The 24,993-nt window shown below is 33.6% G+C and carries 28 protein-coding genes; 13 read left to right on the plus strand and 15 right to left on the minus strand.

The annotated features are described in order from the left end of the window. Positions 1-45: 45 nt before the first annotated feature. On the minus strand, positions 46-444 hold the full coding sequence (locus DM444_RS05725; protein ID WP_111284843.1) for a c-type cytochrome: 399 nt from the start codon (positions 442-444) through the stop codon (positions 46-48). A 1-nt stretch (position 445) separates the two neighbouring features. Then, a complete protein-coding gene (gene hemB / locus DM444_RS05730; protein WP_111284844.1) occupies positions 446-1,441 on the minus strand; it encodes a porphobilinogen synthase in 996 nt (331 codons plus the stop codon). 276 nt (positions 1,442-1,717) lie between these two features. On the opposite strand from hemB, the gene DM444_RS05735 reads away from it, so the two are divergent. The 5 genes from DM444_RS05735 (at position 1,718) to DM444_RS05755 (ending at position 6,230) form a co-directional block, all read left to right on the plus strand. Then, positions 1,718-2,485, plus strand: a complete 768-nt coding sequence (locus DM444_RS05735) for a hypothetical protein (RefSeq protein ID WP_111284845.1) — start codon at positions 1,718-1,720, stop codon at positions 2,483-2,485. A 133-nt stretch (positions 2,486-2,618) separates the two neighbouring features. Further along, a complete protein-coding gene (locus DM444_RS05740; protein WP_111284846.1) occupies positions 2,619-3,050 on the plus strand; it encodes an Imm12 family immunity protein in 432 nt (143 codons plus the stop codon). Positions 3,051-3,130: 80 nt separating this feature from the next. Then, positions 3,131-3,652, plus strand: a complete 522-nt coding sequence (locus DM444_RS05745; RefSeq protein ID WP_111284847.1) for a hypothetical protein — start codon at positions 3,131-3,133, stop codon at positions 3,650-3,652. A gap of 75 nt (positions 3,653-3,727) precedes the next feature. Then, positions 3,728-4,360 carry a hypothetical protein gene (locus DM444_RS05750; RefSeq protein ID WP_111284848.1) on the plus strand — a complete coding sequence of 211 codons (633 nt, stop codon included), beginning with the start codon at positions 3,728-3,730 and terminating at the stop codon, positions 4,358-4,360. Between the two features lie 4 nt (positions 4,361-4,364). After that, complete coding sequence (locus DM444_RS05755) at positions 4,365-6,230, plus strand: hypothetical protein (protein WP_111284849.1); 1,866 nt, start codon at positions 4,365-4,367, stop codon at positions 6,228-6,230. Positions 6,231-6,277: 47 nt separating this feature from the next. Here the strand turns inward: DM444_RS05755 and DM444_RS05760 are convergent, their stop codons facing one another. The 10 genes from DM444_RS05760 to hemA all read right to left on the minus strand — a co-directional run bounded on the left by DM444_RS05760 (position 6,278) and on the right by hemA (position 15,090). Then, positions 6,278-7,174, minus strand: a complete 897-nt coding sequence (locus tag DM444_RS05760) for a fructose bisphosphate aldolase (RefSeq protein ID WP_111284850.1) — start codon at positions 7,172-7,174, stop codon at positions 6,278-6,280. Between the two features lie 81 nt (positions 7,175-7,255). Continuing rightward, on the minus strand, positions 7,256-8,194 hold the full coding sequence (locus DM444_RS05765) for a DUF4421 family protein (protein ID WP_111284851.1): 939 nt from the start codon (positions 8,192-8,194) through the stop codon (positions 7,256-7,258). Positions 8,195-8,296: 102 nt separating this feature from the next. Next, positions 8,297-8,755, minus strand: a complete 459-nt coding sequence (gene tnpA, locus DM444_RS05770; protein WP_111284852.1) for an IS200/IS605 family transposase — start codon at positions 8,753-8,755, stop codon at positions 8,297-8,299. Positions 8,756-9,191: 436 nt separating this feature from the next. Further along, positions 9,192-10,097 (minus strand): oxygen-dependent coproporphyrinogen oxidase, encoded by a 906-nt coding sequence (gene hemF / locus DM444_RS05775; RefSeq protein WP_111284853.1) that lies wholly within the window; start codon positions 10,095-10,097, stop codon positions 9,192-9,194. After that, positions 10,094-10,639 carry a GNAT family N-acetyltransferase gene (locus tag DM444_RS05780; RefSeq protein ID WP_111284854.1) on the minus strand — a complete coding sequence of 182 codons (546 nt, stop codon included), beginning with the start codon at positions 10,637-10,639 and terminating at the stop codon, positions 10,094-10,096. The genes hemF and DM444_RS05780 overlap by 4 nt, the downstream gene beginning before the upstream one ends. 1 nt (position 10,640) lies before the next feature. Beyond that, positions 10,641-11,018, minus strand: coding sequence for a hypothetical protein (locus tag DM444_RS05785; protein WP_111284855.1), 378 nt, complete (start codon positions 11,016-11,018; stop codon positions 10,641-10,643). Between the two features lie 72 nt (positions 11,019-11,090). Then, positions 11,091-12,116, minus strand: a complete 1,026-nt coding sequence (gene hemE / locus DM444_RS05790) for a uroporphyrinogen decarboxylase (RefSeq protein ID WP_111284856.1) — start codon at positions 12,114-12,116, stop codon at positions 11,091-11,093. 50 nt (positions 12,117-12,166) lie between these two features. Continuing rightward, positions 12,167-12,832 carry a uroporphyrinogen-III synthase gene (locus DM444_RS05795; RefSeq protein WP_111284857.1) on the minus strand — a complete coding sequence of 222 codons (666 nt, stop codon included), beginning with the start codon at positions 12,830-12,832 and terminating at the stop codon, positions 12,167-12,169. After that, positions 12,832-13,755 (minus strand): hydroxymethylbilane synthase, encoded by a 924-nt coding sequence (hemC, locus tag DM444_RS05800; RefSeq protein WP_111284858.1) that lies wholly within the window; start codon positions 13,753-13,755, stop codon positions 12,832-12,834. The genes DM444_RS05795 and hemC overlap by 1 nt, the downstream gene beginning before the upstream one ends. A gap of 84 nt (positions 13,756-13,839) precedes the next feature. Next, positions 13,840-15,090, minus strand: coding sequence for a glutamyl-tRNA reductase (gene hemA, locus DM444_RS05805; RefSeq protein ID WP_111284859.1), 1,251 nt, complete (start codon positions 15,088-15,090; stop codon positions 13,840-13,842). Positions 15,091-15,317: 227 nt separating this feature from the next. Between hemA and DM444_RS05810 the strand changes: the two genes are divergently transcribed. The 8 genes from DM444_RS05810 (at position 15,318) to DM444_RS05845 (ending at position 21,769) form a co-directional block, all read left to right on the plus strand. Next, on the plus strand, positions 15,318-16,190 hold the full coding sequence (locus tag DM444_RS05810) for an AraC family transcriptional regulator (protein WP_111284860.1): 873 nt from the start codon (positions 15,318-15,320) through the stop codon (positions 16,188-16,190). Between the two features lie 3 nt (positions 16,191-16,193). Further along, complete coding sequence (locus DM444_RS05815) at positions 16,194-16,556, plus strand: FEKKY domain-containing protein (RefSeq protein ID WP_111284861.1); 363 nt, start codon at positions 16,194-16,196, stop codon at positions 16,554-16,556. A 157-nt stretch (positions 16,557-16,713) separates the two neighbouring features. Further along, positions 16,714-17,727 (plus strand): ferrochelatase, encoded by a 1,014-nt coding sequence (gene hemH, locus DM444_RS05820; RefSeq protein ID WP_111284862.1) that lies wholly within the window; start codon positions 16,714-16,716, stop codon positions 17,725-17,727. A 7-nt stretch (positions 17,728-17,734) separates the two neighbouring features. Beyond that, complete coding sequence (locus tag DM444_RS05825) at positions 17,735-18,307, plus strand: hypothetical protein (RefSeq protein WP_111284863.1); 573 nt, start codon at positions 17,735-17,737, stop codon at positions 18,305-18,307. Then, entirely contained in the window at positions 18,307-18,855 is a 549-nt protein-coding gene (locus DM444_RS05830; RefSeq protein ID WP_111284864.1) for a CopD family protein, read from the plus strand. Before DM444_RS05825 ends, DM444_RS05830 begins: the two co-directional genes overlap by 1 nt. Before the next feature lie 124 nt (positions 18,856-18,979). After that, the gene (locus tag DM444_RS05835) at positions 18,980-20,395 is read left to right on the plus strand and encodes a sensor histidine kinase (RefSeq protein WP_111284865.1); all 1,416 of its coding nucleotides are present in this window, start codon (positions 18,980-18,982) and stop codon (positions 20,393-20,395) included. A 10-nt stretch (positions 20,396-20,405) separates the two neighbouring features. Then, positions 20,406-21,188: an enoyl-CoA hydratase/isomerase family protein gene (locus DM444_RS05840; protein ID WP_111284866.1), complete on the plus strand. Its 783-nt coding sequence runs from the start codon at positions 20,406-20,408 to the stop codon at positions 21,186-21,188. Between the two features lie 182 nt (positions 21,189-21,370). Next, positions 21,371-21,769, plus strand: coding sequence for a hypothetical protein (locus DM444_RS05845; RefSeq protein WP_111284867.1), 399 nt, complete (start codon positions 21,371-21,373; stop codon positions 21,767-21,769). Positions 21,770-21,898: 129 nt separating this feature from the next. Here the strand turns inward: DM444_RS05845 and DM444_RS05850 are convergent, their stop codons facing one another. The 3 genes from DM444_RS05850 to DM444_RS05860 all read right to left on the minus strand — a co-directional run bounded on the left by DM444_RS05850 (position 21,899) and on the right by DM444_RS05860 (position 24,981). Then, positions 21,899-22,552 carry a metal-dependent transcriptional regulator gene (locus tag DM444_RS05850; protein WP_111284868.1) on the minus strand — a complete coding sequence of 218 codons (654 nt, stop codon included), beginning with the start codon at positions 22,550-22,552 and terminating at the stop codon, positions 21,899-21,901. Between the two features lie 93 nt (positions 22,553-22,645). Continuing rightward, a complete protein-coding gene (locus DM444_RS05855; RefSeq protein ID WP_111284869.1) occupies positions 22,646-24,514 on the minus strand; it encodes an Nramp family divalent metal transporter in 1,869 nt (622 codons plus the stop codon). 74 nt (positions 24,515-24,588) lie between these two features. Beyond that, positions 24,589-24,981 (minus strand): Fur family transcriptional regulator, encoded by a 393-nt coding sequence (locus DM444_RS05860; protein WP_095930227.1) that lies wholly within the window; start codon positions 24,979-24,981, stop codon positions 24,589-24,591. Positions 24,982-24,993 lie beyond the last annotated feature (12 nt).

Here is a 24,993-nt window from a genome sequence, read left to right on the forward strand (position 1 = left end):
AATGACAACAGTATGTCAGCAGTAGTTAAAAATTACAAAAAATTCTTACTTTAAATAACTATAAATATAAGCTTCAATTGCTTTTAATTCTTCATCAGACATTGATTGAGTAATAGCAAAATTGGTTTTCATAATCTCAAACTGACTCGGATCTACAATTGGTTCTGCATTTCCCTTTAAGAAAGTAACGATATTGCCATTTTTGTCTTTGTAGATTTTGGCAATTTCTTTAATGCTTGGGCCAATTACTTTTTGATCCGGCTGATGGCATGCAAAACAATTTCCATTGCTTTCAAATATTTGTTTTCCTAATTCCTCTGGAGTTTTGGCTTTCGCCGATTCGCCTTCAGAAACCGATTCAGTTGTTGTATTTGTAGATTCAGAACCTTCTTTTTTACAAGAAGCAAAAGCTAAAACAGCAGATAAAAATAAAACCTTTTTCATCTTATTTCTTTAAAAGTATTGCTGCTTCTTTAGCAAAATATGTTGAAATAAGATTAGCACCTGCACGTTTGATGCACATTAATTGTTCCATCATAATCTTGTCGTGATCTAACCAGCCTCTTTCAGATGCCGCTTTAACCATTGCGTATTCTCCAGAAACCTGATAAACGGTTACAGGAACATGCACTGTATTTTTAATTTCGCGAACAATATCCAAATAAGCAATTCCTGGTTTTACCATAACCATATCTGCACCTTCTTCAACGTCAGATAAAGCTTCTTTGATCGCTTCGATTCGGTTTGCATAATCCATTTGGTATGTTTTTTTATCTTTTGGAACCACAACATCAGCTTCTCTTGGAGCAGAATCTAAAGCATCTCTAAACGGACCATAAAAAGCAGAAGCATATTTAGCAGAATAGCTCATAATTCCAACATTCTGAAATCCAGCAGCATCTAAACCTTCGCGAAGGCGTAAAACACGTCCGTCCATCATATCGCTTGGCGCTACAAAATCGGCACCAGCTTCTGCGTGAGAAATAGCCATTTTTACTAAAGCATCAACTGTGCTGTCGTTTTCTACATCACCATTTTTTATGATTCCGTCATGACCATAAATAGAATATGGGTCTAAAGCCACATCTGGCATAACGATCATTTCTGGACAAGCTGCTTTTATAGCACGAATAGCTTGCTGCATTAATCCGTTAGCATTCCAAGCTTCTTTTCCAGTATTGTCTTTTAGGTTTTCGCTAACTTTTACATAAATATTTACGGCGCGAATTCCTAAATCAAAAAGTTCTTTTACTTCTTCAACTGTTAAATCTATTGATCTTCTGAAAATTCCCGGCATTGACGGAATTTCGACTTTTACATTTTCGCCTTCAGCAATAAACATTGGAAACATAAAATCCGATGGACTTAAACTGGTTTCACGAACTAAAGAACGAATGGATTCATTTACTCTTAATCTTCTGCCTCTTTGTAATGGGAACATATAATTTTAGATTTTAGATTTTAGATTTTAGACTTTTAGTTGATTTCTTTGAAACTCAGACTGAAAATCTATTTCTAAAACTGCAGTTGTTTTTATTTTTTTTTGAAGTTTATCTCACTTTTTAATGAGTGGCGCAAAGTTAAAGAAAAAAGGAACAAAATAAGGCGTTTGGCTTGCTGTAGAATGAGTTAATATTATCTAAAAATTTGGTTTGATGTTTTTATTTGAAGTAGATTTGCAAAATTAGGAAAAATCTTATTTTTTAATATAAAGCAAATGAACTCAGAGTCAGAGGAATGTTTTCGTTCCAAAATAGAAAAATATTATAGTCTTGAACAAAGTTTTGTTCCAAAATGGTATTGTTATCGTGTAGTTACTCCAATATATGTATTTACTCATTTCATAAATTTTTCAAGTATTAAAGGAAAATTATTGCTATTAATTGTACGAGGGGAATTATCGGAAAAAAAGATATGCGAATTTTTAAAGATTGTAGATGAAAATAACAAAAACATACAGTTTGATAAGTTTGTAAAACTTAACAACATTTTTTACAATGAAATGGAAATGAATGGAATAGCGTTTTTACCTTATAAATACCATTCAATTTTTGAAACACAAGATAAAGATCTTTATTTAAACACAATTGTAACATTCCCTATTTACAATTGCGAATTTAATGGAAATGAAAGTTCAGAGGAAGTAAAATTATTGAGAAGAGATATAGTTTCCACAATTGATTGGGATCGAGAAGTTTCGCCTATAATTAAAATTCGATATAATAATCTAAAAACTGGAAGTAGAACCCGAGGAAATAAATTTTATTTTGTTTCATTAAATGTTGTTTTAAATGAACTTGACAATTTGCAGAATGATGATTTTCCTGATTCATTTGTTGAATTAGAAAATTATAAAGATGAATATATTCACGTCTCTGCACTTAATTCAAGTGTTTTTCTAATCGTAAACAAAAACAGAACGATTGTGCTTCAGGATAAAATTCAAAAAATAAAGGATTTTACAATTGATTTTTTAACTCGATAGCGCGGATTTAGCCGATAGCGCGGATTTGCAACCCGATAGCGCGGATTTGCAATCCGTGCCCACAAAGATTGATTTTTGTTTTGAGGCATTAGGTTGAATCTCACTGTTGCGGGCTATCGAAAATAAAAATAATATGGAAATATTTTTAAATGGAAGAATTGGTGGAATTCCACATGTAAATTTTGAAAATGTACACGGTATAGTGATTAATTTTAGAAAAAGAATAAAACAAAATTTCCTTCCTGTTAATTTGGGAAAAGATGTTGAAATCATAACAATCTTTCTTTGTTTAAATGGAGACATTACAAAATTTTATGAGTCAACGGGTGTGTATAATATTAAATATTTAAAAAAGAATAAAAAGATTTTAATCGATTTATGTATTGATGAATCAGTCTGGATTGGGAATGAATCGGAAAATGAAATTATTTTTTTAAATAATTTGAAGAAATTATTGCTAGAAAGCGCTGATAAAATTGCTATGAAATTTCAAAAAAATAAATTAGATTTTGATAAAAAGATATTTCAAAATGTAATTGAGAATAATTTTAAACTTGGAGAATAAGCTGATAGCGCGGATTTGCAATCCGTGCCCGCAAATATTGATTTTTTTGTTTTGAGAATTAATTTATAATTGAAATATATATGAATAATCCATTTTTTGAAAAAATAAATAATATTGAATGGTTTTCTAATTGTGGAAAAGAGTTCTCTATTGCAGATTTTCCAATTAAAATTAAGTTTATGAAGTCTTTTGATGAAATGCAAAAGAATATAATTTCTCAGAATTGGGAAGATTTGACAATGGAAGCAAGAAACAGATTAACGGTTTTTCTACATAAAAATAATCGTAATGATTATCAGGATTGGAATAGAATTACAGAAATCAACAAAAGTAATTTGAAACAAATAGAGACTACAGCAAAATTTTTTGTAGAAAAAAATAATCTTGATAAAAGTATTATTGATGATGTCTTGTGGAATGTTCTAGGAGCAGCAATGGAAGATCACTATATTTTGATAAATAAAAGAATCCCTATATTTTTCAATTATCTTTTAGAAATCTATTCTCAAGGAAATATTCCATGCGGTCTAATAGGCGAGGTAAAAGAAGATTTTGATGGAAACTCAATCGATTTTTCTGATTTTACAATATTAGTATATTAAAAATAAATCCACGCTATCGAACTAAGAATTTAGACATATCATGGTTTTTCAGAATATTCCATCTAAATTTGTCTAATGAAGAAAATTCTCGCTTTATTTTGCTGTCTGTTTTTAACGAGTTGTTTTGAGATTACAGAAAGAATCAAACATCACGACGATCAAAGTGGTGAATATACTCTAATTGTAGATTTTTCCAAATCTTGGTTTAAAACCAAATCGGCTATTTGGCTCGAAGAAGTCGATGGCGTAAAAATTCCAAACGAACAGGAAATTACCGCTAAACTCAGTGACTTTAAAGAAAAAGCTTTAAAGATAAACGGAATTTCCAACGTAAGCACCAAAACAGATTTTGACAATTATGTCTTTATCATCAAACTGAACTACGCCAATCTGAAAGCACTGAATGCCGTTGTAAATACAATCAACAATCAGCGCGATCAGATTCACTTTAGCGGAAGTGGCAAAACTTTCGAAAGAATTGCATCTTATCCCGTTCCTGAAAAAGTATTAAACGACCCAAAGAAAAAGAAAGATCTAGAAGAAGCGAGTATTATTTCTATTTATACTTTCGATAAAGATATTGTAGCTGTTGACAATGCAAACAGCAAAATTTCCAAAAACAAAAAGACGGTTTTTTTAAAACAAAGTATGTACAGCGTATTTAAGAAATCGACTTTAATGAATAATACCATCCAATTAACGCCTTGATTTTATGAAGCATTTTTACACTCTAATTTTTCTATTTGCCACGTATTTTACTTTTGGACAAACGAGTCCAGACAAATACGATTATTTTGTTCAGTTTAACGGAAATCAGCTTTCTAAAAAAGTCAGCATTGACGAAGTTTTGAATCATCCGATTATCACAAAATACATCAGCAAAAAACCTGATTTTGATCTTCGAAAATATGCGTCAATCATCAAATTAGATGAAAAAATTACGATTCATGGCAATTTCTTAGACAGCGTTCCATTTTACCAAGTTACTATTCCTGTAAAAAGTAAAGAAGCCGTTAAGCAATATCTGGTTGAAAAATTAGGAGCTGGTGAAAAAAGTGATTCGTTAGGAAAAGGAGGAATTCAAGATTTCGGCAAATATGCTGTTTTTACGCCAAGCGGAGTAAAAAGATCTTTTGTGTGGAATGACAATTATTTGGTTGTATTTGAATTGACAAAAAGACTTCCTTCTAAATTTTATGATGTAGCTGAAACTACCGTTTCGAGTGATTCTATTGAAGTATCAGATGCTTATTCAGAAACGGTTATAGAAGTTCCTGTTCCAATGGTTGTCGATACACCAAAAATTGCGGAACCATCTGTAATGCATGATGAACCAATAATTGAAGAAACCACAGTAGCGGAGACCGAAAAAGATTATTTGTATGATGGAAATTCATACGAAGAATACACTGTTGAACAAGCAGAATTTGATAGAAAATTGGCCGAGAAGCAAAGTCAGATTATTAAAGCGCTTTTCGAAAATGGTTTTATAGCACCAAGTTCTCCAAAAATAAATGCTGCAGCCGATATTTCGTCTTGGGTAAATTATGGCGGCGTAATGTCGAGTTTTTATTCGCTGTATAATTATCCGCTGGGATTATTTGGCGGTTATGATAAATATCTGCCAATGCAGAAGAATTTCGGGAATTTTATAAAAGGAATAAATGTCGATTTTTATTTTGATAATGACAATGCCCGAATCGAGGAGGTTGTAGAATATTCAACTGAAATTGCTGAAGTTGTAAGCAAAATTAGCAATCGAAAAATCAATAAAAATATCTTCAATTATTTTCCTGCCGAAAAGCCTTTAGGATATGTTTCGTATCATTTCAATACAAAAGCAGCACTTGAAAATTTTCCATCGTTAACGACAGAATTATTTCAAAATCCGAAATTCGGAAAAGAAGATATCAGCATTATCACAGATTTGATTTCTACCATTGTTGATGAAGAAGCCACAGCGAAACTTTTTGACGGCGATTTAAGCGCTTTTTTATATGATGTGAAAGATGTTGAGGTTTTGACCAAAAAATACGATTATGACGAGAATTTTGAAGAAAAGATAACCGAAGAGAAAGTTAAAAAATCTATTCCGTTGTTTTCTGTGATTTTTACATCTACGCATCCAACATTTGGAGACAAATTGCTGCAACTTGGAGTTCGTAAAAAAATACTAGTTCAAAACGGAAATGCGTACACTATTGTTGGAACAAAAGATTACGGTGATATTTTTATTCTGAAAGACAAAGATGTTGTGATTGTTGCCAATACAAAAGATTATTTTGGAACAGGAAAAGGATCTTTTGCTAAAGACACCAAGAAAGATTTGAGCAAAAATTACATTTCAGGAAAGATGAATATTGCGCAAACAATCAAAACATTTGGGAAAAACGCTAAAGATTCAGAATTGGATCGAATGACAAAAATTTCTTCTCAGTTTTCAGATGTTTCGATTGAATCGCCTAAAAAGCTAGTTGATAATAAATTGAAATTTATTTTTAAACTAAACTCTTTTAAGTCTGATAAAAACATCATTTTGCAGACATTAGATTTAGCCGACGAAATGACTTTGAAATAATTAAAACAAAAATCCCTGAAACAACTTCAGGGATTTTTTTTATGTTTTTATTGAATAGAAGCTTCGTAAATTTCTTTAATCGAATTGCCTAATTGCGAATTAAATTCAGCGTCAGATTGTCCAGCGCTAAGGCCTTCTGATAATGCTCTTGAAAAACTTGCAATCAATCCGTGATTTTCAGCTAGTTTCTGATTGGCTTCTTCTCTGGAATATCCGCCTGAAAGTGCCACAACTCGAACCACATGCGGATCGGACATTAAATCGCTGTAGAAGTTCTTTACCGTTGGAATGGAAAGTTTCAGCATTACTTTTACATCTTTATCCAGTAAATCCAGCTGTTTCTTGATTTCGTCTTTTAAAATCTGTTCTGATTTTTCTTTATCCGAAATATAAATATCAACTTCAGGTTCGATTATCGGCACAAGACCTTTCTTAAATATCTGCAGACCAACTTCAAATTGCTGTTTTACCACTTTTTGAATTCCAGTCGGATTTGCTTCTTTAATAACAGAACGCATCTTGGTTCCAAAAATCTTTCGATCTACAGCGCGATCAAGCAATTCGTCTAAATTAGAAATCGGTTTCATTAACTGAACGCCATTGGCAAGATCAGCAAGACCTTTATCTACTTTCAAAAACGGAATGATTTGTTTTTTCTCCCATAAATATTCAGCGGTCCATTGTCCGTCAATTTTACGGTCCATTGTGTTTTCAAACAAAATAGCACCAAGAATGTATTGGCTGTCAAAAGCGGGACTTTTAATAATTCTGGTTCTCATTTCATGTACAAGAGTGTACATTTCTTCGTCATTTGAATATTGATTTTCTTCAACGCCATATTGCGATAATGCTTTTGGTGTGCTACCGCCGCTTTGATCTAGTGCCGCGATAAATCCTTTTCCGGAATGCATGAGATTTAATTGTTCTTTGTTCCTATTTTCCATAATAATGAATTTTAGTTTACATAAATCACTGTAATTTAAGCATTTTTATCGTGTTTGCTATTTATTTCAGATTAAGATTTCTTAAAGGCCAATCTTTTCATTGACTTTATCGTAAACTTCTTTTACCTTTTTTGGAGGATCAAATCGGTAACCAACAGAAAGTTTTACAGTCGCAATATTATCATTCAATCTTGGATCTACTTTTTCATCTTGCGCAAAACTTACGGTGTTAAGACTTGCAAATCCAAAAAAGCGATCTTTATTATAAGCCAGTTTTAAATTGAAATCGGCCTGATATAAAGCTGAGGTATCGCCGTCAATATCATTGATTCCAGCTCCCAAAGCGAGTCCAGCTCCAATTAAAACCCGATTACTAATTACGAAATTGTAAAAATAGGCGGGAGCCAAAGTAAAAACATAAATATCACCAGGCGAAGAATCGGAAGTATTTAAATCCAGATTGGTATAATAAAAAGAAAATGACGGAATGAAACTTCCAGAGCTTTTAGTCTGCCATTCGTTTTGACTTACCAATGTTTTGAAAGAGAATTTATCGTTAAAAACATAAGAAGTCGATCCGCCAATTTTGGTAGTGCGCATATGAGGCAATTCTGCAGTTATGTTGTCATCACTGATGTAAAATCCTTTTTGGTTGATGAAAGTAAAAGACTGCATCCATTTTTTGTAATAAAAACGGGTGTTGAAATTAAAATGTTTAGAATTAGAATCGCCTTTATTTCCGCCAAGGAATTTAGGGGCAAAACCAATTGTAACGTCAATGATTTTATAGTTTAAATTGAAACCAATCTGCTCTCGTCGATTGGGAATTAGACTTACATATATTTTCGGATCCTGATTATCTGAAGCAATTTCGAAACTGTTAGAAGTGTCTAAATAATAAACGCTGGCGGTAATTTTATCACTATAAGATTTAAAATACGGATTCTGTAATGTGTCGTTTTGGGCAAAACATCCAAAAATACTGGTGAAGAACAATATCCTAATTAACTTTAAATTCATCAATAATAAGTATTTAATTTTCCAACATGCTCCAGCGGAGCAAAATATTTATAGCTAATAAATTGACAACCAAAATTGAAGCTCCAGCGGAGCGAAACAATATTAAACTTCATCAAAAACATATTCATTTTTAAAATCAATATTGAATAGTTTTAAAAATGCAATGTATTCTTCTTTGAATGTTTTTGTTTTATGATGTTCTTCTTGATTTTCAATATATTTTATCACATTAGTCAACTGCGAATGGCTATATGAAAATGCACCAAAACCAGTTTGCCATTCAAATTTGCCATTTATCCATTTTTGTTCATTTATGAATTTTGATGAATTGGTTTTAATGTCTTGTACTAAATCTGATATTGAAATGTCTGGTTTTATTCCAACTAAGATATGAATATGATCTGGCATTCCATTAATTACAATCAGTTTTTGTTTTTGATTAGTGATAATTCCTGTAATGTATTTGTAGATTTCATCTTTCCATTTTGTCGAAATTAAGTTTTGTCTTCCCTTAACAGCAAAAACAATTTGAACGTACAATTGAGAATAGGTGTTTGCCATTTTAATTAAAATTATTAAACAGTAAAGCTAATTAATAAATTTAATTTGTAAGATAAGTATTGGTTTTTTGTGTTGAATAAATATGCCGCCCCGCTGGGGCTTTTGACTGGGGAAGATGTTAATTTCTATAAATATGTCGCCCCTATGGGGCTTTGTGTGTGGCGAATTATTCTAAAAATATTTCGCTACGCTGGAGCTTTTTTAGATAAGTGTTAAGTCCCAGAGGAACGAAATATTTATAGAGTCGAAAAGGTCAGATCAGACCAAGAGCTCCAGCGGAGCGAAATATATTTGGTTATAATTATATACAACCCTCTTTAATAAGCATAAAAAAATGCTCCAGCGGAGCAAAATATTTATAGAAATTGAATCGACAACAAAAAAAGAAGCCCCAGAGGGGCGACATATAATTTATCAAATTAAATAAAATTTTAGATTACGAAATCCACTCGCGCGGACTTGCCAAAACGTTGATCAATTTTTCTTCTTCGCTTCCTACTTCTGGATGATGATCGTAAACCCATTGCACATGCGGAGGCAAACTCATCAAAATACTTTCAATTCTTCCGTTTGTTTTTAACCCGAACAATGTGCCTTTGTCGTGAACCAAATTAAATTCAACATAACGCCCACGACGGATTTCCTGCCAAGTTCTTTGTTCGGGAGTATAAGAAAGGTTTTTTCTTTTTTCTACAATTGGCACATAAGCTTCAAGGAAACTATTTCCAACTTCGGTTACGAAATCGTACCAATTTTCCATTGACATTGATTCATTTGCTTTGCAATAATCAAAGAATAAACCGCCTAAACCACGAGCTTCATTTCTATGCGCATTCCAAAAATAAGAATCGCATTGTTTTTTATATTTTGGATAAAACTCTGGATTGTGTTTGTCGCAAGCTGTTTTACAAGTCTGATGAAAGTGAATTGCATCTTCTTCAAACAAATAATATGGAGTTAAATCTTGTCCGCCTCCAAACCATTGTTCGATCACATTTCCTTTTTCATCGTACATTTCGAAATATCGCCAATTGGCGTGCACAGTAGGAACCATCGGGCTTTTCGGGTGAATAACCAAACTTAATCCGCAGGCAAAGAAATCGGCTTCGCCAACGCCAAACATTTTTTGCATCGTTTCTGGAAGTTTTCCGTGAACTGCAGAAATGTTTACACCACCTTTTTCGAAAACCGCACCGTTTTCAATAACGCGTGTTCTTCCGCCGCCGCCTTCCGGACGTTTCCAAAGATCTTCACGGAATTTTGTAGTTCCGTCAACAGCTTCTAATCCTGCACAGATCTGGTCTTGTAAATTTTGTATGTATGCGTAAAATTTGTCTTTCATGATTTTATGTATTCTGATTTAAGAAGTCCGAAGTAAACAGAGTTTTGCAAAGTGCCGTCTCCATTTCTAAATTCGTCTCTTAAAATTCCTTCTTGTTTAAAATTATGTTTTAATGCAATTCGCTGACTTGCGACATTAATTTCAGATGTGCAGATAAAAACCTTGTTCAGCATTAATTCGTTGAAACAAAATTCAAGTGCATCTGAAACCATTTTAGACGTAATTCCTTTTCCTTGATAATCTTCGTCTACAAAATATCCAAATTCACATTTTGAGATGCGGTAATCAATTGTTTTCACACATAAATAACCAATTAATTCATTGGTTTTAACATCTCGGGCATAAAAATGGAAACCTTCTTTGTTTTTCTCTTTATCTAAACTTAGCGATATGAAATTTTGAGCTTTTTCAAGAGAATCTGAATTGGCAAGTGTTACTGGAAATGTTTTGCCAATATGAGTTTTATTTTTATCAATCAGTTTGTAGAACTCTTCGGGAAGAATATTTTGAATTCGGTCTGTTTTCCAATCTGTAAAACTCATTTTATTTGTTTTTTAAAGAGGAGATTTTAGTATTAATTCCAAAAGAAAAAACTTTGCTTTCGGCTTGAACATATTGGTAAATAGCCAAAGCCTTATTTTCAAAATTATAATTTTCAGCTTTAGAAAATTCTATTAAAATATCGGCAAATTGTTCTAATTGTTCCCAATCAAAATGTAGACGCATTAATAATGTGATTAAATCTTCGTTCGAATAATCGATCAAAGTTTCAATGTTTAATGCAAATTCTTTCAGCTGATTTTCAATATCAGTTTTTTGTAAAACAGTCAAAGGATAAGGTACAAAAACAAAAGTTCGTAACGTTTTGAGAACATTATCAATTCTTATTTTTTCTTCGTCTCGTAAACCTTTGTTGAGCATGTTTTTTAGTTTTCAGTCGCAGTTTTCAGTCGCAGTGAAATCTGAAAACTGCGACTGAAAACTGAACACTAATTAATTCCCGTATTCCTTAACCGCGTCAATAAACGCTTTTGCGTGATCTACAGGGATATTTGGTAAAATTCCGTGACCTAAATTTACAATATATTTGTCTTTTCCGAATTCATCAATCATCTCATGAACCATTTTCTTGATAGTTGGAATTGGAGAAAGTAACCTTGACGGATCGAAATTTCCTTGTAAAGTAATGTTTCCACCAGACAAATAACGAGCATTTCTAGCCGAACAAGTCCAGTCAACTCCAAGAGCTGAAGCTTTACTTTTACCCATTTCGCCAAGAGCAAACCAGCATCCTTTCCCAAAAACAATAACAGGTGTGATATCAGCTAAAGCGTCAACAATCTGGTTGATGTATTTCCATGAAAATTCTTGATAATCAACTGGAGAAAGCATTCCTCCCCAAGAATCAAAAATCTGAACGGCATTTACTCCCGATTTTACTTTTTCTTTTAAATATAAAATAGTCGTATCGGTGATTTTTTGCAATAAAGTATGTGCTGCAACCGGGTTTGAAAAACAGAATCCTTTTGCTGTGTCAAAACTTTTAGAACCTTTTCCTTCAACAGCATAGCAGAAAATTGTCCAAGGTGAACCTGCGAAACCAATTAACGGAACTTCATCATTCAACATTTCCTTAGTTAATTTCACCGCGTCGAAAACGTAACCTAATGTTTCATTTACATCTGGAACAAAAACTTGGTTTACTTGTTCCATCTTGCGAATTGGATCTGGAATTATCGGACCCAAATTGTCTTTTAATTCTACATGAATTCCCATTGCGCGTGGCACTACTAAAATGTCTGAGAATAAAATAGCCGCATCTGGAGCAATTCTGCGAATTGGCTGAACCGTAATTTCAGCAGCTAATTCTGGGGTTTCGCAACGAGTAAAAAAATCATATTTATCACGAAGTTCTCTAAATTCTGGCAAATATCTTCCCGCTTGACGCATCATCCATACTGGCGGACGCTGTACTGTTTCTCCTTTTAATGCTTTTAAAAATAGGTCGTTTTTTAACATGTTTTTTTATTTAGTTGCAAAGTCACAAAGGGACAAAGTTGCAAAGGTTTTTATTTATATTCGTGAATTACATCTTCGATCACGTCTTCAATTGTTGGCTGATCAGCGATGATAATATTTTTTGTTACTTTCAATAAAGCTTCTGCTGTTGTATCGCCAATACAGAAACAGATTTGTTTATTTATAGTATTGTCTTTCAGATAACTTTTAACTCCAGACGGACTAAAAAACAAAATCGCTTCTGGATTTGCTTTTATTTTCTGAGGTTGCAGTGTAGTTTCGTAAACCTGAATTTCATTGAATTTAATTCCGTTTTCTTTCAAAGCATCTGGTAAAGTATCTCTTCTTAAGTTTCCACTGAAAAAAGTATAGCTTTCATTTCTATAAATCAAAGTGATAATTTCAGCCAAATCAGAAGCATAACCGGTGTAAGCCACAACATTAAAGCCATTATCGCTTAAAAGCGTTTTGGTCTTAAGCCCAACGCAATACACGTTTTTCTTTTTTAATTCTTCAGATTTTGGATCGGATAAAACGCTGTGAACGGCATTTTGACTGGTAAAAATCAAACTTTCGTTGAGGTCTTTTAATTCGAAAGATTTGTTTTTGGTTTTAATGAAATCGGCTTCGATTAATTCAATGCCATATTTCATCAGCTCTTGTTTATGAAGAGGAGATAATATTTTGGTAGATAGTATTTGAACTGGTTTCGCCATTATTTTTTCAGGGATTCTTTAATTTTCTGCATTAATTCCGTTCCGCCATTATTCAAAATCTCCTGAGCCGAGTTGAAACCTAATTTCTTCCATTCTGAAATATCGACCGTTTTGTTGATTTCCAATTTTTGTTTTCCGTCAATTGAAAGTAAAACTCCTTGAAAATGCAGCGTGTCTTCGTCTTCGTTATAAGTAACCAAAGCTCCAATTGGGGCAGTACATCCGCCTTCTAAAGTTCTCAAAAACTGACGTTCGATATACGTACAGATTTCAGTTTCAATATCATTTAACTGAGAAAGTGCATCCAAAGTATAATTGTCATTCTCCATTGCCACAACTAGCATAGCTCCTTGTGCCGGCGCAGGAATCATCCAATCTAAGTTGATGAAATTTTCAGGTTTCAGATTAATTCTTTCCAAACCAGCAGCAGCAAAAACAGCGCCGTCCCATTCGTTATCTTGTAATTTCTGCATACGCGTATTTACGTTTCCGCGTAAATCAACTACAGTATGATTTGGATATTTATTGAACCATTGTGCCTGGCGACGCAGACTTCCAGTTGCGATGGTGCTTGGATTTGTAAAATCAGGATTTCCTTTATGAACTAAAATATCCAAAACATTGGCTCTTGGCAAAACTGCACCTTGAACGATACCTTTTGGTAAAGCCGTTGGAACATCTTTCATAGAATGCACCGCAATATCAATATCGCCATTGATCATAGCAATGTCAAGCGTTTTGGTAAAAATTCCAGTAATCCCCAATTCGTAAAGAGGTTTATCCAGAATAATATCACCTTGAGATTTAACCGCCACAATTGAGGTTTTATAACCTAAGTCGTTTAGTTTTTTCTCGACAGTATGTGCTTGCCAAAGTGCTAATTCGCTATCGCGCGTTCCTATTCTGATTGTTTTTTCAGCCATGTTTTTTTATTAAAAATTACCATTAAGACATGAAGTGAATTAAGCATAAAACTTAATTTTCTTAATGTCTTAATGGTAAAATAACTAAGATGCTTTTATTTTGAAGACTTTTTCGATCCATTCGATGCTTTCATCAACCATGGTATCGTCGTCTTTTAAATGATTTGCGAAATGAGTAGTGATTTTCTGAATGATTCGGTTACTGATGATTTCAGCTTGCTCTTCGTTAAAATCGGCAATTTTTTTACTTTGAAAATCTAATTCAGAAGCTTTAATAGCGTTTAATTTTTCTTTTAAAGCATTGATTGTCGGAGCAAATTTTCGGCCTTTCATCCAAGTAACAAATTCTTCTTTGATTTCTTCGATGATTGCTTCAGCAGCCGGAATGTGTAATTTTCTGTTTTCCAAAGTTTCATCTGTCAATTGAGACAAATAATCCATGTGAATTAAAGTTACGCCTTCTAATTCCTCAACATTTTCATTTACGTTTTTCGGAATCGACAAATCTAGAATCAACAAAGGTTTTTTAAGATTTAAAATTGCTTTGTCAACCGTTGGGTTTTGTGCGCCTGTTGCTACAACTACAACATCGGCTTTTTGAAGTTCTAAATGTAATTCAGAGTAATCTTTAACTATCAAATTTAATTTTCCTGCTAATTTCTCTGCTTTATCTTTAGTTCTATTGATTAAAGTAATATGCTCGTTTTTAGTGTGTTTTACTAAATTCTCACAAGTATTTCTTCCGATTTTTCCAGTTCCGAAAAGGAGAATGTTTTTGTTGCTGATATCTTCAACATTTTTCAAAATATATTGTACAGATGCAAAAGAAACTGAAGTTGCTCCAGAACTAATTTCTGTTTCAGTCTTAATTCTTTTGCTTGCCTGAATTACTGCATTTACCAATCTTTCCATAAAAGCATTGGCTAATCCCATTGATTTTGAATGAATGAAACTGGTTTTAATTTGAGATATAATTTCGAAATCGCCTAAGATCTGACTGTCTAATCCAGTTCCTACGCGAAATAAGTGATTGATTGCTTCTTGATTTTTATAAACGAAACCAACTTTTTGAAAAGCATCTACAGATCCGTTACTATTATCGCAGATAAGTTTTATTAATTGAAATGGGTGTTCAGCAAAACCGTAGATTTCGGTTCTGTTGCAAGTTGAAGTAACTATTAGACTTTCTATTCCCTCGTTTTTAGCTTGTTCCAGTAGGCGAGTTTTCGCAACGGCATCCAAACTAAATTGACCTCTGACCTCAGCATCAGCTTTTTTATAACTCAGACCAACTGAGTAAAAATAAAGGTGTTTCGGTACGTTATTGTTTTCCATAAATTCACTTTCATAAAAGTGCAACAAAATTATTACTATACCATCGATAAAAATAACGCTAAAAGTACTTTTTATGTCGCTGTATGTTTTTTTGAACCTAAATAGGTGTTTTTGAGTAAAAAGGACTACTTTTGTAGCAAAATCAGCTCCTTTGAAGCGATTAGTTTAGAGTCGTTCTAAATAACATTTGAAGTTTGTTTTGATTTTTGTTTCAAAAAAATATCGCTATGGGTTCTCAAGAAATTATAAAAATTGAAGACGACTTTACGATGATCCGTTTTCAAAATGACAGTTTGGAGCCATTTTATGCGCAGCATGAAATAGGTACTGGCCTGATACAGTTTCACTTCGGGATAAAAGGGAATGCAAAATTCTTATTCAATCAAGGCAATTATGCTTTGGATTTGAAGGAAGAAAAATCACTGCTTTTGTACAATCCGCAGAAAGAATTACCGCTTAATTTAGAACTTGCGCCTAACTCTTGGGTGATTTCTGTAATTGTTTCCATCAAGAAATTTCACGCGTTATTTTCTGCCGAAGCCGATTATATTACTTTTTTAAGTGCTGATAATAAGGACAAGAAGTATTATAATGAAGGAAATATCAGTCCGTCAATGGCAATTGTGTTGAGTCAGCTGTTTCATTACAATCTTCATCCTTCGATAAAAAATCTTTATTATAAAGGAAAAGGATACGAATTACTGAGTTTATATTTCAATAGAACTGAAGACCCAAATGCAGAACAATGTCCGTTTTTGATTGACGAAGACAATGTTTTAAAAATTAGGAAAGCCAAAGAAATTGTAATTGCAAATATGGCCGAACCGCCAGGACTGCAAGAATTGGCAGATGAAATTGGTTTGAACGTGAAGAAACTCAAAATGGGTTTCAAACAAATTTATGGTGATACAGTTTACGGTTTCTTGTTCGATTACAAAATGGATTTCGCCCGAAAACTTTTAGATAGCGGTTCTTATAATGTAAACGAAGTTGGACTTAAAATTGGCTACAGCACTGGAAGTCACTTTATAGCGGCATTTAAGAAAAAGTTTGCCACAACTCCAAAGAAGTATTTGATGTCGATTAATGCGAATGTTTAATAAATGAAGAAAGTTATTTTCCCAATTTTAATTGTCTTTTTGAGTTGTAAATCTCAAGAAAGTCCGCTTGTTGCTGAATATAGAAATATGGCATTTCATGATATTGAAGCCGATAGCGTAAAGACATTTGGTTTTGGTTTGCCGCTTCCGCCAAAAGATTCATTAGAATTATCGAGGAATAATAGAAAAACGGCTATTTATCATAAATACGGATTATACATTAAGAATCTCGGATGCATTGTTGGTGATAAAGAATTAGATGCTGCGGCAAATGAATATCGAAAAATAACCGATGTTTATCTTGAGAAGCGAAATGGAAAAGGCTGGGAAGAAAAACTGCATATAGAAGTTAATAATATAAAGTGAGTTCTTAAATAGGAATCAATTTTATAAATAAGAACATAATTAAAAAGTAATAATTATCATATTTCGAAAAAGTTGCAAGTTCTACTTTTGACGAAATTTTTAAAAACAAATAAAAGCTTAAAGCCTAATGCTTAAAGCCTAATGCAAAAAAACAATAATGAAAGGCGTATTATTAGTAAATCTTGGATCTCCAGAAAGTCCAACTCCAAAAGATGTTAAACCTTATTTAGATGAATTTTTAATGGATAAATACGTGATCGATGTTCCGTATTTATTAAGAGCGTTATTAGTTCGCGGTATTATTTTAAGAAAAAGACCAGAAGAATCTGCACACGCTTACGCGAAAATTTGGTGGGATGAAGGCTCTCCATTAGTTGTGCTTTCAGAAAGAATGCAGAAAAAAGTGCAGCCTCTTGTTAACGTTCCAGTTTCTTTGGCAATGCGTTACGGAACGATGACAATCGAAAAAGGACTTCAGGAATTACACGATAAAGGAGTTACAGATGTGATGCTTTTTCCTTTATATCCGCAATATGCAATGGCTTCGACTTTGACTATTTTAGTAAAAGCAGAAGAAATTCGTAAGAAGAAATTTCCTCACATGAAGTTTACAGATGTTCCGGCATTTTATAATAAACCGGATTACATTAAAAATTTGGCCGATTCTATTCAAAAACATTTGGTTGGGTTTGATTACGATCATTTGTTGTTTTCGTATCACGGAATTCCAGAACGTCATATTCGTAAAACCGATGTAACTAAATCACATTGTAAAATTGATGGTTCTTGTTGTAATACGCCATCTCCGGCGCATGAATTCTGCTATCGTCACCAATGTTATGAAACAACAAGACAAGTCGTTAAATTATTAGGACTTCCTGAAGATAAATATAGTTTGACATTTCAATCTCGTTTGGCTGGAGATAAATGGTTAGAACCTTATACCGATGTTGAAATTGATAACATGCCGTCAAAAGGAATCAAAAAATTAGCAGTTGTAACACCAGCTTTCGTTTCAGATTGTTTAGAAACTTTGGAAGAAATCGCTATGCGTGCTAAAGAAGATTTTGAAGCAAATGGAGGAGAAGAATTCTTGGCAATTCCTTGTTTAAATGATGAAGACGAATGGTGTCAAACTGTTTCTAACTGGATTAACGATTGGGCTAAATAAATATTAGATGAATAAATTAAAAAGTATTTCCGTTTTATTTCTTGTTTTGGTAACTCTTTCAGGTTGCAAAAAAAACAATTCTCTTGCAGATAATAATTTTTATGATAAAACATTCGATTGGCAGATTTCTGTTCCAGATGATTATGAGAAAGTAGATTTAAAGGAAAAAGTCGATATTAAAGGAGATACGGCTTTAGCTAAAAAGAAACATTCGATTGTTGTTTTTAAGAAAGATGAAGCCAATTATTTTTCAGTGAATTACGAAGATTTTTTTGGAAATGATGTTCGAGCGCTTGATCTAAATATGAGATTAAAAGATTTTCTTCTTTTAAAGGATGTTGGCAAAATTTATCCAAAAGGTAAAATGGGAGATTATTCAGTAAGTACTGAAAATATTTCGGGTTTGCCATTTAGAAGAGCTCAAATAGAAATAACTGAGGATGGAAAAAAAGTGGTAACGCTAGTGATTTTTTCTCGAGGTTTTAATGATAAGATCTTTGTCAATTCGATAGTTTATGAAGATGAAGATGATGGTAAAGAAATGATTGATCTTTTTAAAAAATCTACATTTAAGAAGTAATGGAATATTATAATTATCTAAAATCGCTGCATCTTATTTTTGTAATAACTTGGTTTGCGGGTTTGTTTTATATTGTGCGTTTGTTTGTTTACCAAATTGAAGCCAATGAAAAACCTTCGCCAGAAAAGGAAATCCTCCAAGCGCAATACAAAATTATGGCCTACCGTTTGTGGTACATTATTACATGGCCGTCAGCGGTTTTGGCGAGTATTTTTGCTTTTTGGATGCTGTTTTTTACAGATGCAGGTCACGTTTGGATAACAATGCCTTGGATGCACGTAAAATTATGTTTCGTTTTCCTTTTGTATTTATACCACGGAAAATGCCATCAGATATTTAAGCAATTGCAAAATGATGAAGTAAAATATTCCAATAATTTTATGCGTTTATGGAACGAAGGCGCAACGATTATTTTGTTTGCCGTTGTTTTTTTAGTAGTTTTAAAAAGCGCTATCAACTGGATCTACGGCGTAATCGGAATTATTTTATTCTCGGTTTTAATTATGCTGGGATTCAGGTTTTATAAGAGAATAAGAGAAAGAAAATAGTTTTCAGTCTCAGTCTCAGTTTTCAGTTTTTCTGGGACTGTGACTGAGACTGAGACTGAATACTAAAACCATGCTAGATTTCAAAATGACAATGCTTTCGCTTCGTACCAGGATTTTCCTGTCGATGATTGTATTGATTGTTGTGGCATCTTTTTTATTGGCTTCGATTTCGATTATTCAGTTTAAAACCGAGGCCAAAGAATATCATCAAGAACGTTTAGAACGAAAAGAAAATGCAGTAAAAGAACACATCAATTATGTTCTGGCTACAACTACTTATCCGTTAAAGACCCAAAATCTGGATTTAATTTTTAAAGATAAAATCCACGAGTTAGCACAGATTCACAAAATCGAAATCAATATTTATGGTCTTGACGGGAAACTGCTAAAATCTTCAAAAGAGTCTTTTGCCGTTGATAAAATCGCACCGCCAATTCCAGAATACATTTTAAAATTGGTTCGTTCTTCTATCGAAAAGCGATTTGTAGATATTAAAACGATCGACGGAGTCAAAAACCGATCTTCATACAGTTTAATTAAAGACGAAAAATTCAAACCGCTCGGAATCCTAAATCTGCCCTATTTGGAAGACGATGGTTATTATGATAATGAATTGAATACTTTCCTGATTCGTTTAAGTCAGGTTTATTCTTTTATGTTAATTGTTGCTTTCGGATTGGCATATTTTCTATCGACTTATATTACAAAATCGTTGAAAACCATTTCTGAACGTTTGGAAGAAACCAATCTGGATCAGAAAAATGAGAAAATTGTTTTAGAAGCAAATAGCAAAGAAGTTAATTTCTTGATTAGAGCTTACAACGGAATGGTGGACAAATTGGAAACGAGTGCAATTAAATTAGCGCAAAGCGAACGTGAAGAAGCTTGGCGCGAAATGGCAAAACAAGTGGCGCACGAAATTAAAAATCCGCTTACGCCAATGCGTTTGACGGTTCAGAGTTTTCAGCGAAAATTTGATCCTTCTGCTCCAGATGTAAAACAAAAGATGAACGATTACTCCGAGACTTTAATTCAGCAGATTGATACAATGACAGCTGTTGCTTCTGCATTTTCGAACTTTGCTTCGATGCCAGCACAGCAAAACGAAACGCTGAATGTAGTTGAGGTTGTCGAACTGGCTTTGGATATTTTCAACGAAGATTATATCTCTTTTGAAAAAGAAGAAGAAGAAATCATTTCCAAAATGGATCGTACGCAATTAATCCGTGTGATTACCAATTTGGTTAAAAATGCAATTCAGGCCATTCCAGAAAGTCAGTTTCAAAAATCTATTGAAGTTTCAGTAAAAAGACGAAACAACAATGTTGAAATTGCCGTAAAAGACAACGGAATTGGGATTCAGAAACAAGATATTGGCAGAATTTTTGAACCAAAGTTCACTACCAAAACTAGCGGTATGGGACTTGGTTTAGGAATTATCAAAAACATTATCGAAAATTACAAAGGAACAATTACCTTTGAGTCAACTTACGGAAAAGGAACTACGTTTAGAGTTTCTCTTCCTATCACAAACTCATAAAAAAAGCGTCATGAACTACGAAAATCTTTTAATTTCTATTGAAGAAAATATCGCGACAATTACTATAAACAGACCGACAAAATTGAATGCTTTGAACAAAGCAACAATTAGCGATTTGAGTAAAGCGATTAAATTATTGGGTAAAAATGATGATATCCGCGTTATTATTTTGACTGGAAGCGGTGAAAAAGCATTTGTTGCCGGAGCTGATATTTCTGAATTTGCTAATTATACGATTGTTGAAGGCGCGCAATTGGCTGCTGAAGGACAAGAATCACTTTTCGATTTAATCGAAGGTCTTAAAAAACCAGTTATTGCAGCAATCAACGGATTTGCATTAGGAGGCGGACTAGAATTGGCAATGGCTTGTCATTTTAGAATTGCTTCTGATAATGCAAAAATGGGACTTCCAGAAGTTACTTTAGGATTAATTCCAGGTTATGGTGGAACACAGCGTTTGCCGCAATTAGTTGGAAAAGGCCGTGCAATGGAAATGATCATGACCGCTGCAATGATTACTGCCGAACAAGCAAAAGATTACGGTTTAGTAAACCATGTTATACCTCAGGAAGAATTACTGTCGTTTACAAACGTCATCGCACAAAAAATCATCAAAAATGCTCCTTTTGCAATAGGAAAAGCGATAAAAGCAATCAATGCTAATTTTGCTGATGGTAAAAATGGTTTTGATGTCGAAATAAAATCATTCGGAAAATGCTTCGGAACGCAAGACTTTAAAGAAGGAACCACAGCATTTTTAGAAAAACGTAAAGCCGAATTTACAGGAAAATAGTTTTTTCTTAACCGCAAAGGTCGCTAAGATTTACGCAAGGTTCGCAAAGTTTTTAATTTTCATTGTGCCCTTTGCGAAAAAACTTTGCGACCTTTGCGGTTAAAATAATAGACAAAGATTGTAAAACCTTAGTCCTGACGCTTCGGGATAGCATCTCAGAACCTTAGCACCTTTAAAAAAAAATGTACGAACCAATATTTGCCCTTTTTTGTGAACGAGTTAAAGAAAGCATCCGAAGCGGAACTTTCGCAAAACTCACTTTGGCCAAAACTATGGGCGATACCGAACTTAAAAATGTTTATTTCCGATTGGTTTTGAATGAAGATAATACATTTTCAATTTCTCTGACTTTTAGATATAAAACAGAAGAAATTGAAAGCATTCATACTTTAGACGAAGCTTTATTGATATTAGGTACTCATATAAAAAATCCTTTTTTAACCGCACTTTTATTTACAACTGCTGAAGATGTAACTTTCAAAGTAAATAAAAAGAACGCAGGAAGTATTATCGAGCAAGCACCAACTTTTAAAAATGCTTCTCCAGTTATGCTGGAAATGATTGAGAAAGGAATCGTGTAAATAATTTTTTTGTCAGGCTGAGCGAAGTCGAAGCCTCGTTCGCTGAATCACTTTGCGGGGCTTCGACTTCGCTCAGCCTGACAAAAAAATAAAATTATGTATCTCTGCGGAACTCTACGGAATAACTATCTAAACCAGTTTCACAAACAAATTAGAAGCAATTTTATTCGAAATCGATAATTCTCTATCATTAACTTTAATTCGAACAGATAAATCGAAAGATTCTTTAGACAGAAATTCAATTTTAGAGCCCAAAGCAATTCCTTGTTTGTCCAGATATTTCAAAAACTCCGAAGAAGTATCTTTTACACCAACGCAAACTCCTGTTTGATTTTCTGACAACTCAGAAAGCAAATGTTTTTCAATTTTGATAATTCTTCCATTTGCATCTGGAATTGGATCGCCGTGTGGATCTTCAGTTGGATTTCCAAGAAAATCATCCAAACGATTAATCAATTGTTCCGATTTTATATGTTCTAATTGTTCAGCGATATCATGAACCTCATCCCAGCTGAAGTTTAGTTTTTCAACCAAAAAAACTTCCCACAAACGGTGTTTTCTAACAATCATTTTGGCTGCCAGTTTTCCATTTTCAGTCAAAGAAACACCTTGGTACTTTTTATAATTAACCAAATCTTTCTCTGCTAGCTTTTTAAGCATATCAGTAACAGAGGAAGCTTTCGTTTCCATGATTTCGGCAATAGCATTCGTACTGACTTCAGTTTCCAAAGCTGCCGTCAGGTGATATATCGATTTTAAGTAGTTTTCTTCTGAAAAAGTCATTTCTTTTCTTTTTGAGGCTCAAAGGAACAAAGGGACAAAGGCTCAAAGTGAAAAACCTTTGTGCCTTTGTAACTCTGAACCTTTGCACCTAATTCATTTAACAATCAGCAAAGGTATCGAAATTTTATGTCTCAATTTGTCTACGGTTGTGCCAAAGAGAATATCTTTCAAACCAGTGTGGCCGTGGGTTCCCATTACTAGAATATCGAAGAAACCACTGTTTATGATTTCTGGGATTGTTTTGAATGGTTTTCCAAAACCAAGTTCTATTTCGATATTGAATCCTTTTTCTGAGAGCATTTCTTTGTACTGCAATAGTAATTTTTCATCGATAGTAGTTTCGTGGTCGTGAATGTGAATTCCGTACATTAAAGCCCCAACAGTTTCAACGATATGGATAAGCGTATATTTGGCATCCATTCCGCCTAATTCGAAGGCGTGATTAAGCGCGGCTTCATCAGCTTTAGAAAAATCTACAGATATGGCAATATTTTTCACTTCTTGTGATTTCTTTTGAGCAAAGTGAAGTTTTAAATTATGTGGTGAATGATTTACGGTTTTTGATTTCGCTTTAGCAATAAAAGGTTTAAAAATGATATAAAGCAATAAAGCCGAGAATCCCAAAGCTAATGGAATAACTGTCAGCCAAAGAATAATTGGATTATCTGAGTTTTCTAGCCAAGAAGTGATTTCGTCGTAAACTAATTTTGCATTCAGAGAAACAATGATGGAAGCAATAATCCAAGAAACAACTTGTGTGGTTCTGGAAATATGAAACCCGTTCATTTTTGATTTATCACTCACAAAATGGATCAACGGAATAATCGCAAAACCAAGCTGTAAACTCAAAATAACCTGACTCAGAATTAAGAGTTTCCCTGTCACACTTTCGCCATAAATCAATATTACAATTACGGCAGGAATAATTGCTATTAAGCGAGTTATAATTCTACGAACCCAAGGCTGAATTCTGAAATGAAGATAACCTTCCATTACAATTTGTCCCGCAAGTGTTCCTGTAACGGTTGAACTTTGTCCTGCGGCAATTAAAGCAACGGCAAATAATATTGGTGCCCATTTAGTTCCTAAAAGAGGTTCAAGAAATTGATGTGCATCTTGAATTTCGGCAACTTCAAACATTCCATTTTTATGGAAAGTCGCTGCTGCGAGAATTAAAATGGCCGCATTTACAAAGAAAGCAAGATTCAAAGCAATCGTAGAATCGATCAAATTGTACTTTAAAGCTTGTTTGATTCCCGCTGGAGTTCTATCGAATTTTCTCGTTTGCACTAAAGAAGAATGCAAGTACAAGTTGTGCGGCATTACGGTTGCTCCAATAATTCCGATGGCGATATACAAAGCCGCTGAGTTTGGAATCGAAGGAATAAGTCCCGCTAAAACCTTATGAACTTCTGGTTCTGCAAAAATCATTTCAAAAATGAAAGAAAAGCCAATAATCGCTACTAAAGCAATAATGAAGGCTTCCATCTTACGAATTCCTTTATTGATCAAGAAAAGCAATAAAAAAGTGTCTAAAACGGTTATTAAAACAGCTTCGAGTAACGGAATTCCGAAAAGAAGGTTAATTCCGATTGCCATTCCGAGAACTTCGGCAAGATCGCACGCCGCGATTGCAACTTCGGCAAGAAAATATAAAATGTAGTTGATGTATTTGGAATAGGTTTCTCTCGAAGCCTGCGCAAGGTCACGCTGTGTTACAATTCCGAGGCGAGCACTCAAACTCTGCAAAAGCAAAGCCATTAAATTACTCATCAATAAAACCCAAACTAAAGTGTAACCAAATTGGCTTCCGCCGGCAATATCTGTTGCCCAGTTTCCTGGATCCATGTAGCCAACACTTACTAAATATGCAGGGCCTAAGAAGGCTAAAATTTTTCTAAAACCTTTTTTTTTGTTTTCGGTCGAAACCGATTCGTGGACTTCTTCTAAAGATTTAGTCATTGTAAAAGTATTGTTTTCACAAATATATAGAAAAATCACATTCGCGAAACAATATTTTTAGACAAGTCTAAAAGTTAAATGTTAGAATTTAAACAATTCGGACACAATCCTGATAAGGTAAAATTGATCTCATTAACTTTATAATTATGTGGCATGATGTAACTCGGTTTTACAGTTTCAAGACAAGTAATTTCATGACAATTCTCACAGCTAAAATGAGCGTGGTTATGAATGTGTACGCGCTGATGCGAATGATTGCATTTGGCATACTTTACCGTTCCATCCAAATTCGAAATTTTATGAATAACATCTTCATTAATTAATCGATCTAGAATTCTGTAAATGGTAACACGATCGCACAAATCATTTAATTGTTTGTGAATTTCGGTGTGCGAAAGAGCGGTTTTAGATTTCTCAAACACCTCTAAAACAGCTGTCTTTGCTGCGGTATTACGTGTGGTTTTCATTTTTTATGAAAT

This window comes from Flavobacterium ginsenosidimutans (assembly GCF_003254625.1).
Lineage (GTDB): Bacteria > Bacteroidota > Bacteroidia > Flavobacteriales > Flavobacteriaceae > Flavobacterium > Flavobacterium ginsenosidimutans.

What these genes read in the sequence shown, in the direction of transcription:
- DM444_RS05760 (WP_111284850.1), bottom strand. Translation starts at nt 7,174, where the DNA reads ATGGAAAATAGGAACAAAGAACAATTAAATCTCATGCATTCCGGAAAA.
- DM444_RS05725 (WP_111284843.1), bottom strand. Translation starts at nt 444, where the DNA reads ATGAAAAAGGTTTTATTTTTATCTGCTGTTTTAGCTTTTGCTTCTTGT.
- tnpA (WP_111284852.1), bottom strand. Translation starts at nt 8,755, where the DNA reads ATGGCAAACACCTATTCTCAATTGTACGTTCAAATTGTTTTTGCTGTT.
- DM444_RS05830 (WP_111284864.1), top strand. Translation starts at nt 18,307, where the DNA reads ATGGAATATTATAATTATCTAAAATCGCTGCATCTTATTTTTGTAATA.
- DM444_RS05845 (WP_111284867.1), top strand. Translation starts at nt 21,371, where the DNA reads ATGTACGAACCAATATTTGCCCTTTTTTGTGAACGAGTTAAAGAAAGC.
- hemH (WP_111284862.1), top strand. Translation starts at nt 16,714, where the DNA reads ATGAAAGGCGTATTATTAGTAAATCTTGGATCTCCAGAAAGTCCAACT.
- hemC (WP_111284858.1), bottom strand. Translation starts at nt 13,755, where the DNA reads ATGGCTGAAAAAACAATCAGAATAGGAACGCGCGATAGCGAATTAGCA.
- DM444_RS05795 (WP_111284857.1), bottom strand. Translation starts at nt 12,832, where the DNA reads ATGGCGAAACCAGTTCAAATACTATCTACCAAAATATTATCTCCTCTT.
- DM444_RS05850 (WP_111284868.1), bottom strand. Translation starts at nt 22,552, where the DNA reads ATGACTTTTTCAGAAGAAAACTACTTAAAATCGATATATCACCTGACG.
- DM444_RS05825 (WP_111284863.1), top strand. Translation starts at nt 17,735, where the DNA reads ATGAATAAATTAAAAAGTATTTCCGTTTTATTTCTTGTTTTGGTAACT.
- DM444_RS05755 (WP_111284849.1), top strand. Translation starts at nt 4,365, where the DNA reads ATGAAGCATTTTTACACTCTAATTTTTCTATTTGCCACGTATTTTACT.
- DM444_RS05810 (WP_111284860.1), top strand. Translation starts at nt 15,318, where the DNA reads ATGGGTTCTCAAGAAATTATAAAAATTGAAGACGACTTTACGATGATC.
- DM444_RS05765 (WP_111284851.1), bottom strand. Translation starts at nt 8,194, where the DNA reads ATGAATTTAAAGTTAATTAGGATATTGTTCTTCACCAGTATTTTTGGA.
- DM444_RS05785 (WP_111284855.1), bottom strand. Translation starts at nt 11,018, where the DNA reads ATGCTCAACAAAGGTTTACGAGACGAAGAAAAAATAAGAATTGATAAT.
- DM444_RS05840 (WP_111284866.1), top strand. Translation starts at nt 20,406, where the DNA reads ATGAACTACGAAAATCTTTTAATTTCTATTGAAGAAAATATCGCGACA.
- DM444_RS05750 (WP_111284848.1), top strand. Translation starts at nt 3,728, where the DNA reads ATGAAGAAAATTCTCGCTTTATTTTGCTGTCTGTTTTTAACGAGTTGT.
- hemA (WP_111284859.1), bottom strand. Translation starts at nt 15,090, where the DNA reads ATGGAAAACAATAACGTACCGAAACACCTTTATTTTTACTCAGTTGGT.
- DM444_RS05855 (WP_111284869.1), bottom strand. Translation starts at nt 24,514, where the DNA reads ATGACTAAATCTTTAGAAGAAGTCCACGAATCGGTTTCGACCGAAAAC.
- hemE (WP_111284856.1), bottom strand. Translation starts at nt 12,116, where the DNA reads ATGTTAAAAAACGACCTATTTTTAAAAGCATTAAAAGGAGAAACAGTA.
- DM444_RS05745 (WP_111284847.1), top strand. Translation starts at nt 3,131, where the DNA reads ATGAATAATCCATTTTTTGAAAAAATAAATAATATTGAATGGTTTTCT.
- DM444_RS05860 (WP_095930227.1), bottom strand. Translation starts at nt 24,981, where the DNA reads ATGAAAACCACACGTAATACCGCAGCAAAGACAGCTGTTTTAGAGGTG.
- hemB (WP_111284844.1), bottom strand. Translation starts at nt 1,441, where the DNA reads ATGTTCCCATTACAAAGAGGCAGAAGATTAAGAGTAAATGAATCCATT.
- hemF (WP_111284853.1), bottom strand. Translation starts at nt 10,097, where the DNA reads ATGAAAGACAAATTTTACGCATACATACAAAATTTACAAGACCAGATC.
- DM444_RS05780 (WP_111284854.1), bottom strand. Translation starts at nt 10,639, where the DNA reads ATGAGTTTTACAGATTGGAAAACAGACCGAATTCAAAATATTCTTCCC.
- DM444_RS05815 (WP_111284861.1), top strand. Translation starts at nt 16,194, where the DNA reads ATGAAGAAAGTTATTTTCCCAATTTTAATTGTCTTTTTGAGTTGTAAA.
- DM444_RS05740 (WP_111284846.1), top strand. Translation starts at nt 2,619, where the DNA reads ATGGAAATATTTTTAAATGGAAGAATTGGTGGAATTCCACATGTAAAT.
- DM444_RS05735 (WP_111284845.1), top strand. Translation starts at nt 1,718, where the DNA reads ATGAACTCAGAGTCAGAGGAATGTTTTCGTTCCAAAATAGAAAAATAT.
- DM444_RS05835 (WP_111284865.1), top strand. Translation starts at nt 18,980, where the DNA reads ATGATTGTATTGATTGTTGTGGCATCTTTTTTATTGGCTTCGATTTCG.